Here is a 14638-nt window from a genome sequence, read left to right on the forward strand (position 1 = left end):
TCTGGTCAGCCCCCTCTCGGACTGAAGCGAAAAGCTTTTTCATAGCAAATATAAGAAAATTTTTATTTCCCCCAACTCGCTCAAAAACTTGGAGATAAAAATTGTACCCCATGCTTCTAGAAAACGTTACCATAAGAAACCTAGAAACCCCAGTACTATACAACTACCTGAATAACGAAATGTTCGAACTAGACGACGAAGCCTTAAACGCCGTAAAACTCTTCAATGGAAACCACAGCCTAGAAGAGATCTCAAAAATCACAGGATCCTCAATCAAAGAGCTAAAAGAGCTAACAGATTATCTAATCGAAGAAAACCTCTTAAAAGACAAAAAAGTGGAAACCAAGGCAAAACCAGAGCGGTTTTACAAGTCACCACTACCATCACTCCGAACAATCCTGGTTCACATCACCAATTACTGCAACCTTGACTGTGTCCACTGCTACGTGGATAAAAGCCAAAGGCAAAAAATGAAACCAGAAATTTTTTACAAGACAATCAATCAATTCGACGAACTCCAGGGATTAAAAGTTTTAATCTCAGGCGGCGAACCACTCACCCACCCCAAATTTTTCGAAATGATGGAACAAATCAAGAAAATAAAGATACGCAAAGTACTATTAACAAATGGAATCCTGCTCAATGACCAAAAAATTCAACGCCTAAAAGGCCTAGTACAAGAGGTTCAGATAAGCCTAGATGGCACCAAAAGCCACAACCAGTTTAGAAGAATGGAAAACGCTTTCAACCAGTCACTAAAAAACATCAAAAAATTGAAAGAAAACGGCTTTACTATAAGCATATCAACCATGATACATAATAAAAATCTGGGCGAGCTACATGAGCTCGAAAAAATCCTCAAAGACCTAAAAGTCGACAACTGGTATCTAGACGTACCAACAGTAACTGGAGAATACAAGAACCACCCCAACTTCAACCTAGACCCCGAAACCGCAGGCAACACCCTAAAAAGATACGGTTACGGACAACAATTCTACTACGAAAGCGAACAATATGCCTGCGGAGCCCACCTCTGCGCCATCATGGTCAACGGTGACGTCGCCAAGTGCGGCTTCTTCGAAGACCAAACCGTAGGAAACATCAAAAACAAAACACTAAAAGAGTGCTGGGAACTAATACAACAGAACTACATCTGGGAACAAAAAGAACTAAAATGCAGCGAAATGGGATGTGAATACTTGAAAGACTGCAAGGGAGGATGCAGATATAGAGCATTCGTAGACACCGGCGATATCTACGGCATTGATAAAGTAAAATGCGCTTATTTTGGATGTAGACTATAAAAAGGAGAGAATCATAATTGTCTCACTACCAGTTCGACGAGATTGATGAAATATTATTAAACCTAGTCTGTCGTGGAGCCTGCGCCTTCTACAAAGAAGACACACATGAAAAAAACTGGGAAAAATACCAGTGCGGAGCCTACCTCGGACTCAAAAAAATGCTCAAAGAAAAAAAACTAACAAAAGAACAACTAGAAAAACTACTCAAAGAACTAAACAAATAACCGAAAAAGTTCAAACCCAAGCAAAAAAAGAAACAAATGGAGGACACTAAATGTCAAAAATAGACGAATACGATAAAACCCTACTAGAAATACTATGCAAAAAAGCCTGCAAATTCTACAAACCAGACCAAGAAGAAAAAGAAGAAGACTTCCGATGCGGAGCCTACCTAGTCATTAAAAAAATGCTAAAACAGGGAGAAATAAGCAAGCAAGAACTCCAAGAAATATACCAAAACATACCCAAAAAAGAAACAAACAAAAAGTGAAACCTAAGATTAAATCAAATTTTCAACAAGAAAATAATTTTAACCCATAATGCAAGCATATAAAAAAACTTAAATTCCAGCTACACACTTTTTTCAACAATGAGCCGCCGTAGCTCAGCGGGTAGTTACCAAGGTCCAAAACAGCCAACAGCAACGGACTTGTAATCCGTCGGTCGAGAGTTCAAAGGAGGAATTAGAAGAAAGAATTCTTCTGAAATTCTCTCCGGCGGCTCCATCTTCTTCTATATTAACTATATTAAAAGAAGTTGAAATTAGTTTTATACTAATTCTTTAACTGGCGATGATTCTGGAAAAATAGATAGGTTTGAAAAATTCGAATAGTGTTAAAAATGGTGCCGAAGGCGGGATTCGAACCCGCGATCTCCAGATTTCTTATTCCTGGTTTTCTGACCCCGTTCTTTTCAAGATTATGAGTCTGGCGCCCGTTCTGTGATTTGGGCTAGCTTCACAAGTCTAACCAGGCTAGGCTACCTCGGCTATTCGTGTGTACATTTTACCTTTTTATAAGATAAATTTTTTCGTGGGAGTACTGAATGAAATGTTTCTGACTGTTTTTCTTGTCTTATATTGTTTGTGTAGTTGAAACAGTTTATGTGTTTAGGAGCAAAATTCTTTAGGAGATGATTATGTTAATTTTTTAGGAGATTCTTGTGTGGTATTTTTATGAGGTTGGATTTTTGGATTTTGGATGTGGGTCAAACTGTTGAGGATGGTGTTTCTAAAGTTTTATTGTGGGGCATTGACAGCAAAGATAATAGGGTTTTAGTGGTGGATGATACTTTTAAACCGTATTTTTATGTTCTTCCCGAGGAGGGTGTGGATGCTGGGGTGCTTGCCAGGTCTTTGAAGGGTTTATCGGTTGAGGATTCTCCTATTTTGGGGGTTGATGTTGTTAGGAGGAGGTTGTTTGGGAAGTCTTTGGATGTGGTTAGGGTTGTTTTTCAGAATTTTGATTATGCTTCGAAGTATGTGAAATTGTTTAAGAAGAGTGCTGGTGTTGCAGATTGTGTTGAGGTGGATGTTAGGCATTATGTGCGTTACTTGGCGGATAAGGGAGTTCATCCTTGTAGCTGGTACTCGGCTGAGGTTCAAAAAGTGGGGGATGTTAAAAACGGGGGCTATTCGGTTTTTAGCCTTCTTGAGGATTTAAAGTCTGTGGAGCGGGTGGATTTGCCTAATCTGCGAGTGCTGGCTTTTGATATTGAAGTTTATAGTCCTTCTGGGGCTTTGAATCCGGATAAGGAACCAGTGATTATTATTAGTACGGTTACTAGTCGGGATGAGGAGCAGCAGTTTATAGCCAGAGACAAGGATGATTTGAATGTTTTTAAAGGTTTTATTAAGTATGTTTCGGTGTTTGATCCGGATGTGATTGTTGGTTATGATTCTAATTTTTTTGATTTTCCGTTTTTGATTGGTAGGGCGAAGAGACTTCGTGTTAAGTTTGCTTTGGGTAGGGATGGTTCGGAGCCACATCTGAGTGTTTATGGGCATGTTTCCGTTGCGGGGCGGGCTCACCTGGATCTTTATGATATGGTTGATATGGTTGTTGAGGTTAAGGTTAAGACTCTTAAAAATATCGCTGATTATTTGAAGGTGATGGCTAAGAATTCTCGGGTTTTGATAGATCATTCGCAGATTCCGAAGTATTGGGATGATAAGGATTTGAGGAAGCAGCTTCTACAGTATGCGTCTCAGGATGCTAAGTCTACAATAGGAGTGGCTGAGAAATTGTTGCCTACTGCGATTTCGATGGCTCAAGTTTCGGGCATGCCTATGGATCAGGTTATGCGGGCCGGTGTTGGATTTAGGGTGGAGAATATGCTTATGGCAGAGGCTCACTCCATAGATGAACTTATTCCTAACAAAACTATATCTCGCGAAGGCACATATATTGGAGGATATGTTTTAAAACCTGTTCCTGGAGTCCATGACAATATAGCGGTTTTTGATTTTGCATCCATGTATCCGAATTTAATGATAAAGTACAACATTTCTCCTGATACTTATGTTCCGCCTGATGAGAAGGTTTCTGAGAATAAGTTGAATATTGCCCCAGTTGGACACCGTTTCCGAAAGGAGCCTCCAGGATTTTATAAGCGGATAATTGAGAATCTAATCGAGGAGAGAAAGAAGATCCAGAAGAATATGGCTAAGTTGAAGCCACACACTTTGCAGTATAGTATGATGGATGAGAGGCAGAAGGCGTTCAAGATTATGACTAATGCGGTTTATGGCTATGCTGGCTGGTTTGGTGCACGCTGGTATCTTAAGCCTGTAGCAGAGGCGACATCCGCGTGGGGAAGAGAGTTTATAAAGGAGACGATTGAGCTGGCAAAAAGTCATGGACTTAACGTGATTTACGCAGATACAGATAGTGTCTTTATAACAAACTCAGAAAAAGTGGAGCAATTTGACCGAGAAGTAACACAGAAACTGGGATTAGAAATAAAACCAGACAAAGTATATAAGAGAGTTTTCTTCACCGAGGCGAAGAAAAAATACGCTGGACTTTTGAAGGATGGAACACTAGATGTGGTGGGTTTCGAAATTGTTAGGGGAGATTGGCCAGAGATTGCGAGAGAAGTACAGGAAACTGTGCTCAACATAGTACTCAGAGAAAAAGATTTGGACAAGGCAATCAAATTTGTTAATGATACCATTCGTAAGCTACGTGAAGGGAAAGTTTCGTTGGAAGAACTTGTGATTTGGGAAACACTTACCAAGACTCCGGATAAGTATAAGATTAAGGCGCCTCATGTGATTGCAGCCAAGAGACTTATCAAGGAGGGGGGGCGACTAGAAGCAGGTTCAAAAATAGGCTATGTGATAGTTAAGGGGGAAGGATCCATTTCGGATAGGGCGATTCCCTACAGTCTAGCGGATATTAGTAAAGTTGATATCGAGTATTACATTAATAGACAAGTTGTTTCAGCAGCTTTAAGGGTGCTTGAGTACTTTGGTGTGAAAGAAAATCAATTCATAGACAAGAAAATTACAAGGCAACTAAAGCTACAGTAAAAATTCTAAATTTACCATTTTTCATATGTTCAGCGGATTTGTAATTAAAAGGCAATCCTCGCATACTTTGCTGAAAAATATGATGTTTTCTAGTAGCATAGAGGGCATATGAATGAAGGTGAACCACCCGCGTACTCGGACTCTGCCCTCACATAACGTACATCGGGAGGACGACTAACTAAAACTTGTTCTTTTTTGCTCCCGTACCTGTATATGGTTATACCTTTACACTTTAACTCATAAGCAAGCCAATATATTTGGGATACATCATCGAGAGTGGCTTCTTGGGGGAGATTAACAGTTTTGGAAACCGCATTATCAACGTATTTTTGGAATGCTGCTTGCATTCTTACGTGCCATTCAGGCGCAATATCAAGAGCAGTTACAAATATTCTACGCACATCCTCTGGTATAGTTTTAATATCCTGAATTGAACCTTTTTTAATGATTTCTGTCATTAATTCTGAACTGTAGAATCCACGAATCTTAGCCAATCTTTCAAATAAGGGGTTCGTTTCAAAAAGTTGGGTTCCAATGACGTTTCTAACGAATGAAATGGCAAACAGAGGCTCTATACCACTTGAGGTTCCCGCAATTATGCTTATGGATCCAGTAGGAGCTATTGTTGTCAGAGTTGCGTTACGTAAAGCAGTGTATCCCCTTTCTTTCCATAAACTGTCATCAAAGTTTGGAAATGAACCTCTGCTTAAAGCCAACTCTTCTGACTTCTTTATCGCTTCTTCATTAATAAAGGACATAACTTTCTCCGCGGTATTAATTGCCTCATTTGAGTCATAAGATATATTCAGCTGAATAAGCATCTCTGCAAATCCCATCACTCCTAAACCAATTTTTCGATTTGCTTTTGTAGCCTTATCTATTTGGGGTAGAGGATAATTACTGGCATCAATCACGTTATCCAAAAAATGCACCGCTAACCGGACAATACTCCTTAACTTATCCCAGTCTACTTCGCCGTCTTTAACAATTTTAGACAAATTAATTGAACCAAGATTACACGACTCATATGGTAGTAACGGAACTTCCCCACAGTTTTTAGTTTTGACAAAGGTAATCTTCTCTTTTTCTGATTCTTCGGATTTAAAACCACCAACAAAAAAAGTGTGAAAATCGTCTACGGTCCCATTATAGACCGGTTCTTCACCAATATACTCGACACTTATTACCCGATGGTTAACGAGACTAGCGGCTTCTTTTAATTCGCTATAGGTAGTAAATCCGTATTTTGTGCCTAATCGGGAAGGAATATCCATATGTTTACATCTTTCTATCCATTCCCTTTTTATGGGGTCGCGTCCAAATTCTGTTTTCAAAGTGAGAAAACATTCAATTTGGTTCTCTTTCGTTTCTTCGGCCTTTTCAGCATAAGTCTGTTGAACATTTCTTTTACGTTTTTGATAAATTTCATGATTAGTGTTCAAGTATTTCGTAGCACAGTTCTTACTACAATAACTGATTTCTCGCTTGCTATAGCTGATACTAAATTTCTTTTGGCACACTTCACAAATCTTTTCAACGAAGACATGATTGCCAATTAAGAAACAGGGAAGATTTGTTGCTTCTTGACATTCTTTGAGTTTATTTAATGCTCTCTTATGGAATCCTTCTTTTGTGTTTTGTAGGTATTCTTCATTTTGCCATAGTTCTTTAGAGAGCTCTGAGAGCTTTTTCTTGAGATCAGGATTCTTTTCATAATTTTCTTTTATTGAGCCGCTTATTTTAGTTCTTGTTTCTTCGCTAATCGTAACACCGTACCGAGGATTGTTTTTCCCTTGAGTGTTATAAAACGGATTGGATGCTTTATATTCGTCCCATTGTTCTTCATTAGCTTTAATTTTATAGATAGGATTGTTTTCTCCTTTCATTGATTCTCGATGTATCCTATCATGCGTCTCTGTCATCATTATTGCCAAGTTTTCAGGAGCATTATTCTCAGAGTCAAAATCAATATGGTGAACTACCATACCCTCAGGAATTTCCACTCCATTGTTATGGAAGAACATAGCTATGAGCGTATGTTCTGATTTTTCCGATTTCCCTTTGTTGTACATACGCCAATAACGCTTATGGGAATTAATTGTGTATTTGCCCCGCAGATATTGGTTAACTTTCGTGAAAACATGTAAACGGTCGCCTAGTTTTAAAGCATCCGTTCTTTTTTCTGTGCCATCCCTTAGGTAGAATATGTGATTTCCAGTCGCTTTAATGGTATCACCCGAGTCTAACGTTATTAAATAGACTTTTTTTGTCCCAGTTTTTCTTGGTCGCCTCATGTACCTTATAGCGAGTTTCCCAGAATTGTCCTCAGTGAACACTGGAACATCTTTCCCTTCTTCTGCCAGCTGTTTAATGGGCACCAGCCCACGACCATCTGCTGTTGCCACCAATGTGTCTCCCGCTAAACAGGGATTGGTGCTCTCGATTTGCCCAACCCGGGGTGTGGGATTATATCGATTTATTTCGTCCAGAAAAATTAGACCAGGGTCTCCGGTTCGCCAAGCCGCTGCTATTATAGCATTGAAAATGGTGGTCGCATTAACTCTCTTAACGGGTTCTCCTGTTCTCGGATTAATAAGTTTGTAGGTCTCATTGTTTTTAACCGCGTTCATAAAGGCATCCGTTACTCCAACAGAGAGATTGAAATTACTAAAAGATCCTTCCTTCTCCTTTGCTGAAATGAACTCCACTATATCAGGATGGTCTACGCGTAATATTCCCATGTTGGCGCCTCTTCTCCTTCCACCCTGCTTTATTACATCCGTAGCAACATCAAAAATTCTCATAAAGGAAACAGGACCACTCGCCACTCCCATTGTTGATCCCACAATATCGCCATTTGGCCTTAATCGGGAAAATGAAAAACCTGTTCCACCACCCGATTTATGAATTAACGCCATGAATTTCAGAGAATCAAAGATTTCATCTATAGAATCCCCAACAGGCAGAACAAAACACGCAGAGAGCTGACCTATATCTGTACCCGCATTCATAAGAGTCGGAGAATTTGGAAGAAACTCTAACCTAGACATCATTCCAAAAAAAATATCTTCGGTTTTCTCTATTTCGGCATTCCTATCATAAAGTTTGTCTACAGCAGCTATAGATTTAGCCACTCTATGAAACATTTCAGAAGGGGTTTCAACAACGTTACCCCGAATATCCTTTAAAAGATATCTCTTCTCTAACACTTGTGTGGCATTCAAAGACAGCTTCAAGTCATCGCTTACACCTAAAAATTTCTTAGCTTCCCTAAGCTCAGTCCTCTTCTGACGATACAGTATATAAGCTTTAGCAACATCCGAAAAACCATTCTTGATAAGCACCTTTTCCACGATGTCCTGAACTTCTTCAACCGTCGGAATACGCTCCCGAAAATTCTCCTCAATTAGGGCAACCACTTGATCCGACAGATTCTCCGCAGCTTCCCCATCCTTAGCCTTAACAGCAATAAACGCCTTATGAATAGCATTAGTAATCTTAACAGGCTCAAACTCAACTATACGACCATCACGCTTCCTAATTTTAGAAACAGTTGATTCACCAGCCATTCTAATGCCCCTTTAAATTCAAACAAGTCTCACCAATTTCTACAATCCATATTAATCCGAGACCTACCCATTCTAGAATAACATGCCATTTTGGTGATTGTTAACTAAAAATAGGAAGTTGAATATTTATAGATAGCTATACCGAATCTCAAGGTAAATCAGCTTACAATGGTGCGGGGAGCGAGATTTGAACTCGCGTACTCCTTCGAGACTGGATTTCTTAGCCGTCTGGGCTCATTTTTTTGGATCTTAAGTCCAGCGCCTTTGATCTTTTCTGACCCCGATTTGACCAGCTCGGCTATCCCCGCATATTTTCGGGCTGAAATTGGGGTAGCCTTTGTTTCTTATATTTTTTATTGAACTAATAAGCAAAATTTATTTATGCGAGATTATAAGATTTTTGTACCTAAAAGAGCCCTGGTAGCTCAGCCTGGCTAGAGCGTCTCATTGGTAATGAGAAGGTCACGGGTCCAAAAGAGCCACACTTTGGTATAGCTCTGGAGTTCCCGTCCGGGGCTCCAATTCCTTTTACATTATGATAATAAATATCACTCAAGATCTCTTGATTTTACTGTTAGACTTCTTCTTGATGCTTCATTTCGGAGAGCCTGTGTATGAAATATTTATGTCGACCAATAACTCTTTTTGGGCGATAGATTGATTAATGTTTGGAATAATCTTTTTGTGATTTTGGGTGGTGATGCGGTGGCAAACATCGAGTCTAAGAGGCGTGTTGCTTTGGCTGCTTTGGGGCATGTGAAGGATGGTATGGTCATTGGTGTGGGTACTGGTTCTACTGTTTCGTGTTTTATTGAGATTTTAGGTGAGAGGGTGAGAGAGGGATTGAAGATTCTAGCGGTGCCCACCTCTCATCAGTCTGCTATTTTATTAGCGGAGCAGGGGGTTCCTTTGACTACTTTGACGGAGCATCCTTCTCTTGATTTGGTGGTGGATGGTGCGGATGAGGTTGATTTGGATTTAAATCTTATTAAGGGTGGTGGGGCTGCTCTAACTCAGGAAAAGATTGTGGCTTCGGCTACTGAGTGTCTAATTATTATTGTTGATTCTTCTAAGGTCGTTAAGCGTCTTGGGGAGACAAGAGGGGTTCCAGTTGAGGTTATTCCTATGGCTTGGAAACTGGTGAAGTATAAGTTAGAGAAAAAAGGCGCCAAAGTGGTTCTTAGGGAGGGCATGGGAAAGGCGGGTCCTGTTGTTACAGATAATGGTAATTTCATTTTGGATGTGAATTTTCCAGAAATAAGGAATCCAGACAATTTAGAGAGGGAATTGAATTCTATACCAGGGATAGTAGAAAATGGTTTGTTTGTGGGTTTGGCAGAACTGGTTTATGTGGGGAATGATAAGGATTTGAAGGTTTTGCGGAAGAAGTAGAGGGGCGTGGCGGAGCGGGCGCGAGTTACGCTGTTTTTTAAAAATTAACAGTTTCGAACGCGCGACACCTGGCTTAGGAGGCCAGTGCCCTTTCAGTTTTTTTATCCTGGCTAGGCGACCGCTCCACTTTTGAAAGATTGTGTTTTTAGTATTTTTTATCTTTTTGCGTATATTTTTCTTCGCTTTTTGATGGTTTCTGTTAACTTTTTTCCGTAGAGTGTAGATTTTCTTATTCGTATTTGTCCATCTGCGTTAGTTTTCGAGGTGAATACTGGTTCGTCGTCTATGTAGAATTGGAGGTAGGTTTTTCCGTATTCAAGAGGTACATTTAGTATTACGTGTTTTCTGTTTAATTCTGCTTCTACCGGTATGGCTTCTTCCGCTTTAAGGATTTCATCTCTTTTCCATTTTTTGCGGGATTTTCTTCTTGCTTCTTCTCCGACCTGTATTACTATGGTTTGCTCTCCGTAGGTATATATTTCGTATTGTAGTTGGCCTGTTTCAAAATCGCGTACTTCAATTACTGGACGTGCCAAATCTGATTCGGTCATTCCCGTGGGTACTTTTACTAGTAATTTTAGGGAGAGTACGTGGTTTACTTCGCCGTCTTCTATGAAGATTACCGTGTCAATTACTCTGCTTATTAGTCCTAGTTCCACTCTTCCGATGAATCTTTCGATGGCGTCTATGGCTCTTGAGGCGTGTATTACGCCGACTAGTCCTACGCCTGCGAATCTGAGGTCGGTGAATATTTGAAAATCTTTGGTTTTACGAAGCTCATCGTATATTACGTAGTCGGGTCTTACCAGTAGGAGGATGTCTGCGGTTTTTTCCATGTCTCCTCTGAGTGCTGTGTACTGTGTGATTTCTGGGCCCACTTGGAGGTCTCGGGGTTTTTCCAAGGTTTTGACTATTTTGCTTTGTTTTTGGTAGAACTCTGCTAGGGCTCCGGCGAATGTGCTTTTTCCTGCCCCGGGTTTACCAGCAACTAGTACGCCTTCGGCCTTCTCTTTTAACCGTTCTTTTAATCTCTCTGATAAGTGGTAGTCCTCTAGACTTACTGATAGCAGGGGTCTCACGGCGGTTATTTCCATTCGATCGGACAATGGGGGATTGGTTATGGCTATCCGGTATTCGTGGAGTTGGACTACTATTGCGCCCTCTTCGTTTATTTCGATGAAACAGTCTTTATCCACTTCCACGCTTTCAATTATTGAGGATGCAAGTTTCTGTAACCGTTCCAAGGTCATAGGTTCATCGCTTATGTTTTCTAGTTTCCAGTCTCCGGGTTTTCCTCTCTTTGTCTGAGGTGGAACGCCATCCTTCAAGTGTACGGATAGGGAGTCGGGGGCAAAGAAGTCCTGTATCCTTAATTCCGGCTCTTTTTCTTCCCTTCGTATGAAAAAAACGCTTACCCCTTCTGCCTCGGATATTGCTGCTTGAACATAATCGCTAGTCATTAGGGCTGCACCGCTTTTCCTAGCTTCTTTGCGTATAAGCTCGTCAAGAGCCCCTCCGTTAGCCTGAACTATTTCTTGATGACCGGGTCTCTCACCGGAAATGACCAATTTAATTCTTCCCTGATTGTGCAAGCCCCGAAGCTTCTTAAGCTCCTCTAATCCCAGCATTCCAGTAGTTTTAGAACTGTTAGCTTGATGTTCTATTTCTGCCAGAACGGTCTGCGGTATAATTATCTCAATATTTGCCTCGTCCTTCAGACTTCCTTCCTCTATCTCCTTAGAAAGAGTGGAACCCAAAAGTACACTGGTATCAACAACGTACTTCATTTTTAATTCTCCGAATCACATAAATTTTTCAAGTGTAATTTAATTGCTATGTGAAACGTACAAAAGAGATAACCTAAAAAGATTTCTAATAATTAAAAAAATTGTGACGCAGTAAGATTGATATAACACTTTTGTTGTAAAGTTTTAGGACGGGCCTGTAGTCTAGTGGATAGGGCGCCGGCCTTCGGATAGATAATTCAATAACTAGAAGAAAGCCGGATGTCAGGTGTTCAAAAGCGTATCAACAAGGGGATACACGGAAATTCACCTCAGGCCCGCCATTTTTCACATTGGTACACAAATTGAGACGTTTTTGGAAGGATTTAAATGGGCTCTGTTCTGAGTGGAAAAAATATACGAGAAATGATTCTTAGAGGAAAGCTGGTGCGAGAATACATTGATTTGGATAAACAGTTGACTCCAAATGGTTTTGATCTTTCCTTAAGAGAGGTTCACACCTTCAAAGAGCAAGGTTACGTAGATTTCTCTAACAAAAATAGGCGTGTATCAGAAACCGGGCCCTTAGATTTTAATCATAAATTGCATCTAGAACCAGGTGCTTACAAGATTATCTATAACGAGGTTGTGGACCTTCCGAATAATATTTTAGCCATCGGGCGAACCAGATCTACTCTTTTGAGATGTGGTGTAAGTGTGGTTTCAGCAGTTTTTGACGCAGGCTATGTTGGCAGGTGTGAGTCTCTTCTCGTAGTGAGTAATCCGCATGGTTTCGTAATGGAGAAGAATGCACGGGTGTTACAGCTTATTTTCTTAAAGCTATCCGCAATCTCTGAGGGGTACACGGGAGTATATAAAGGAGAAAACATTTAATTGAACAATTCAAAATAAAAAAAGATTTCGTTAAAATAATTATTTTTAAATCCCCTGAATTAAAATAATCCTTTGTTTCCTATTTTTGAAAATATTTATATAATCTGAGAAATCTTTTTATTCATTTCACGGTTTATAGGGATATCTTTATTATACTTTAATGAAGTAATACTCGAAAAGGTTCTTAGGTTAATTTAACATAAACATGTTTATCGGAGTGAACAGGAATTGGCAGCGGAAACTCATGTATTGGACATCAAAAAGAGAATGAAATCCGTGGAACTACTAAAAATACTGAAAAAGAATCACACCTACGAAGAATTATCCAAAATCACCAAGCTACCAGTAACCGTCCTCAACCGTTACATCAAAGGACACGTACTTCCCAGCAAAAACCGTGCAGACGAACTATTCGAAATATTCAATAAAAAATTCGACGTAAAGGATGAGATTTCACGCAGAATCGAATTCGACGGCCGAGGATACTTTGATAACACAGAACTACTGGCAGACACACTATTCATGAGAGTAGTAGCACAGATGATCTCCGAAAAATTTGCCGGAAAAAAGATTACCAAGGTATTAACAGCCGCCGTAGACGGAATCCCAATAGCAACACACATATCAAACCAGCTGGAAGCCCAGCTAATAATAGCAAAAAGAACACGAGAAGTAGGAGTCACAAAATTCATCGAAGAATCATACGTCCCCTCATTCTCAGGAGTACTCATGACACTCTACCTACCAAAAGGAACCCTAACCAGCAAAGACAACATCCTAATAGTCGACGACATAATCCGCTCAGGAGAAACCCAAAGAGCACTAGTAAACCTCGCAGAAAAATCCGGAGCCAAAATAGCCGGAATATTCTTCCTAGTCTCAATCGGAAAAGCCTGGGAGAAAAAAATAAGAACACCACCCAACTGCACCGTTGAAATAATCCTACAACTCCCAGAGCCAAACGCCTCATAGAGCAAAAAATCACAATTTTTCCAAAATTTGAAATATGGAAATCTATTCTTTTTACCCATTCAAAAAAGGAATAAAGAGGAACTATTGTAACAGTTCCAAAATTTTTTCATGCAGTACACTATTCCCCGCCGCTACCAAATTTTGCTTTCTAGTAAGATCGATTTCACCCACAATAGAGTTACCCTCATCATCCGAGATCAACCCACCCGCCTCCTCAATAATAAGCCTCGCAGAAGCAAAATTCTCAGCACTCAAAGTACTCCTCACATCCACAAAAGCATCATAACCCCCCGAAGAAACATAAGAAAGCTCCAAGGAATTCGACCCAATCTTCCGAACCTTCTGCGCCGTTTTCAAAATAGGAATCACCCTATCCAAATCCGATTTAACCGGAAAATCCAAATCAATCCCCACAATAGCCTCAGAAAGCTCCTTAATCTTAGAAGGAATCACCCTAACCCCGTCAAGAAAAGCACCCCCACCCCTAATAGCATAATAAGCCTTTCCAGAAACAATATCCTTAACAACCGCAATCTCAACCTCCTCAAAAAAAGGCGAAGGAGCAACAGCAATAGCAATAGCACTCACCCCAATCCCCCTCGAAAAATTTGAGCTGCCATCACATGGATCTATTATTACGTATATGTCTTTTCCTTCTTCTACTACTCCGGCTTCTTCTGCTAGGAATGTTATGTTTTTGTAGATTTTTCTTATTTCGTTCATTAGGTAGTCTTCGGTGGTTTTGTCGAATCCTCTTGTGGTGTCTCCTTTGATGTTGTAGCCTAGTATTTCGTTTGTTCCTTTTCCTTCTTTGAGTAGTTTGACTTGCGCTTTTTCAACTATGTCTAATAGCAGCTTAAGGTAATCTTTATTCTCCATAGTGAACACCTTTGTTATACATATATGTGAAAACGAGAGGGAATATTATAAAATGTTTCTATTAATAAAAGACACTAATTGGTGTGGAAAATATTCGAACGACACGTGAACCAAGAGAACTAGGATTGTTTCTGTCTTTCAAAAATTCTCTTAGTTACTTAGTGGGGCGGCTGTGATTCTTCGAGGGCTTTTTTTGCGATTTTTCGGACGTGTTCGTCTGGATATTTTTGTGCCTGTCTGAGTGCTTCTATTGCTCTTTCATCTTTTATTTTTGCGAGGGCTCTTGCTGCTTCTATTCTAATGTAATTTTTTTCGTTTTTCAGGTATTTTGTGATGGGTTCCACGGCTCGTGTGTCGCCGAGCTCGCCCAGG

At 40.1% G+C, this 14638-nt stretch carries 11 protein-coding genes and 6 tRNA genes; 10 read left to right on the plus strand and 7 right to left on the minus strand.

What is annotated here, in order from left to right; genetic code table 11:
• Nucleotides 1-110 precede the first annotated feature (110 nt).
• From ACUVXA_RS06640 to ACUVXA_RS06655, 4 genes are all read left to right on the plus strand, one after another.
• Nucleotides 111-1304: a radical SAM protein gene (locus tag ACUVXA_RS06640; RefSeq protein WP_445870475.1), complete on the plus strand. Its 1194-nt coding sequence runs from the start codon at nucleotides 111-113 to the stop codon at nucleotides 1302-1304.
• A 17-nt stretch (nucleotides 1305-1321) separates the two neighbouring features.
• Nucleotides 1322-1528: a hypothetical protein gene (locus tag ACUVXA_RS06645; RefSeq protein ID WP_445870465.1), complete on the plus strand. Its 207-nt coding sequence runs from the start codon at nucleotides 1322-1324 to the stop codon at nucleotides 1526-1528.
• Between the two features lie 50 nt (nucleotides 1529-1578).
• The gene (locus ACUVXA_RS06650; RefSeq protein ID WP_445870466.1) at nucleotides 1579-1794 is read left to right on the plus strand and encodes a hypothetical protein; all 216 of its coding nucleotides are present in this window, start codon (nucleotides 1579-1581) and stop codon (nucleotides 1792-1794) included.
• Between the two features lie 103 nt (nucleotides 1795-1897).
• Nucleotides 1898-2029, plus strand: a tRNA-Thr gene (locus ACUVXA_RS06655).
• A gap of 116 nt (nucleotides 2030-2145) precedes the next feature.
• Here ACUVXA_RS06655 and ACUVXA_RS06660 read toward each other — a convergent pair.
• A tRNA-Met gene (locus ACUVXA_RS06660) sits at nucleotides 2146-2292 on the minus strand.
• Nucleotides 2293-2478: 186 nt separating this feature from the next.
• Between ACUVXA_RS06660 and ACUVXA_RS06665 the strand changes: the two genes are divergently transcribed.
• Nucleotides 2479-4836: a DNA-directed DNA polymerase gene (locus ACUVXA_RS06665; RefSeq protein ID WP_445870467.1), complete on the plus strand. Its 2358-nt coding sequence runs from the start codon at nucleotides 2479-2481 to the stop codon at nucleotides 4834-4836.
• 89 nt (nucleotides 4837-4925) lie between these two features.
• Here the strand turns inward: ACUVXA_RS06665 and ACUVXA_RS06670 are convergent, their stop codons facing one another.
• Nucleotides 4926-8405: an ATP cone domain-containing protein gene (locus ACUVXA_RS06670; RefSeq protein WP_445870468.1), complete on the minus strand. Its 3480-nt coding sequence runs from the start codon at nucleotides 8403-8405 to the stop codon at nucleotides 4926-4928.
• A 169-nt stretch (nucleotides 8406-8574) separates the two neighbouring features.
• Nucleotides 8575-8713 (minus strand) — tRNA-Leu (locus ACUVXA_RS06675).
• 106 nt (nucleotides 8714-8819) lie between these two features.
• On the opposite strand from ACUVXA_RS06675, the gene ACUVXA_RS06680 reads away from it, so the two are divergent.
• A tRNA-Thr gene (locus ACUVXA_RS06680) sits at nucleotides 8820-8926 on the plus strand.
• A gap of 184 nt (nucleotides 8927-9110) precedes the next feature.
• Entirely contained in the window at nucleotides 9111-9797 is a 687-nt protein-coding gene (rpiA, locus tag ACUVXA_RS06685) for a ribose-5-phosphate isomerase RpiA (protein ID WP_445870469.1), read from the plus strand.
• A gap of 7 nt (nucleotides 9798-9804) precedes the next feature.
• Here rpiA and ACUVXA_RS06690 read toward each other — a convergent pair.
• Together ACUVXA_RS06690 and ACUVXA_RS06695 are read right to left on the minus strand one after the other, a co-directional pair.
• Nucleotides 9805-9922, minus strand: a tRNA-Arg gene (locus ACUVXA_RS06690).
• A gap of 30 nt (nucleotides 9923-9952) precedes the next feature.
• Complete coding sequence (locus ACUVXA_RS06695) at nucleotides 9953-11584, minus strand: PIN domain-containing protein (RefSeq protein ID WP_445870470.1); 1632 nt, start codon at nucleotides 11582-11584, stop codon at nucleotides 9953-9955.
• 151 nt (nucleotides 11585-11735) lie between these two features.
• On the opposite strand from ACUVXA_RS06695, the gene ACUVXA_RS06700 reads away from it, so the two are divergent.
• The 3 genes from ACUVXA_RS06700 to ACUVXA_RS06710 all read left to right on the plus strand — a co-directional run bounded on the left by ACUVXA_RS06700 (nucleotide 11736) and on the right by ACUVXA_RS06710 (nucleotide 13387).
• Nucleotides 11736-11865, plus strand: a tRNA-Arg gene (locus ACUVXA_RS06700).
• Between the two features lie 46 nt (nucleotides 11866-11911).
• Nucleotides 11912-12415, plus strand: a complete 504-nt coding sequence (locus ACUVXA_RS06705) for a deoxyuridine 5'-triphosphate nucleotidohydrolase (RefSeq protein ID WP_445870471.1) — start codon at nucleotides 11912-11914, stop codon at nucleotides 12413-12415.
• A gap of 228 nt (nucleotides 12416-12643) precedes the next feature.
• Nucleotides 12644-13387 (plus strand): phosphoribosyltransferase family protein, encoded by a 744-nt coding sequence (locus ACUVXA_RS06710; protein WP_445870472.1) that lies wholly within the window; start codon nucleotides 12644-12646, stop codon nucleotides 13385-13387.
• Nucleotides 13388-13468: 81 nt separating this feature from the next.
• Here the strand turns inward: ACUVXA_RS06710 and ACUVXA_RS06715 are convergent, their stop codons facing one another.
• Both ACUVXA_RS06715 and ACUVXA_RS06720 read right to left on the minus strand, forming a co-directional pair.
• Nucleotides 13469-14266, minus strand: a complete 798-nt coding sequence (locus ACUVXA_RS06715) for an inositol monophosphatase family protein (RefSeq protein WP_445870473.1) — start codon at nucleotides 14264-14266, stop codon at nucleotides 13469-13471.
• Between the two features lie 158 nt (nucleotides 14267-14424).
• The coding region (locus ACUVXA_RS06720) for a HEAT repeat domain-containing protein (protein ID WP_445870474.1) at nucleotides 14425-14638 on the minus strand (214 nt) is incomplete at its 5' end.

Source organism: Candidatus Jordarchaeum sp., from assembly GCF_052745115.1.

Excerpts from the sequence above, each read along its gene's own strand:
- ACUVXA_RS06640 (WP_445870475.1), top strand. The coding sequence starts at position 111 with ATGCTTCTAGAAAACGTTACCATAAGAAACCTAGAAACCCCAGTACTA.
- ACUVXA_RS06650 (WP_445870466.1), top strand. The coding sequence starts at position 1,579 with ATGTCAAAAATAGACGAATACGATAAAACCCTACTAGAAATACTATGC.
- ACUVXA_RS06665 (WP_445870467.1), top strand. The coding sequence starts at position 2,479 with ATGAGGTTGGATTTTTGGATTTTGGATGTGGGTCAAACTGTTGAGGAT.
- ACUVXA_RS06670 (WP_445870468.1), bottom strand. The coding sequence starts at position 8,405 with ATGGCTGGTGAATCAACTGTTTCTAAAATTAGGAAGCGTGATGGTCGT.
- ACUVXA_RS06695 (WP_445870470.1), bottom strand. The coding sequence starts at position 11,584 with ATGAAGTACGTTGTTGATACCAGTGTACTTTTGGGTTCCACTCTTTCT.
- ACUVXA_RS06705 (WP_445870471.1), top strand. The coding sequence starts at position 11,912 with ATGGGCTCTGTTCTGAGTGGAAAAAATATACGAGAAATGATTCTTAGA.
- ACUVXA_RS06715 (WP_445870473.1), bottom strand. The coding sequence starts at position 14,266 with ATGGAGAATAAAGATTACCTTAAGCTGCTATTAGACATAGTTGAAAAA.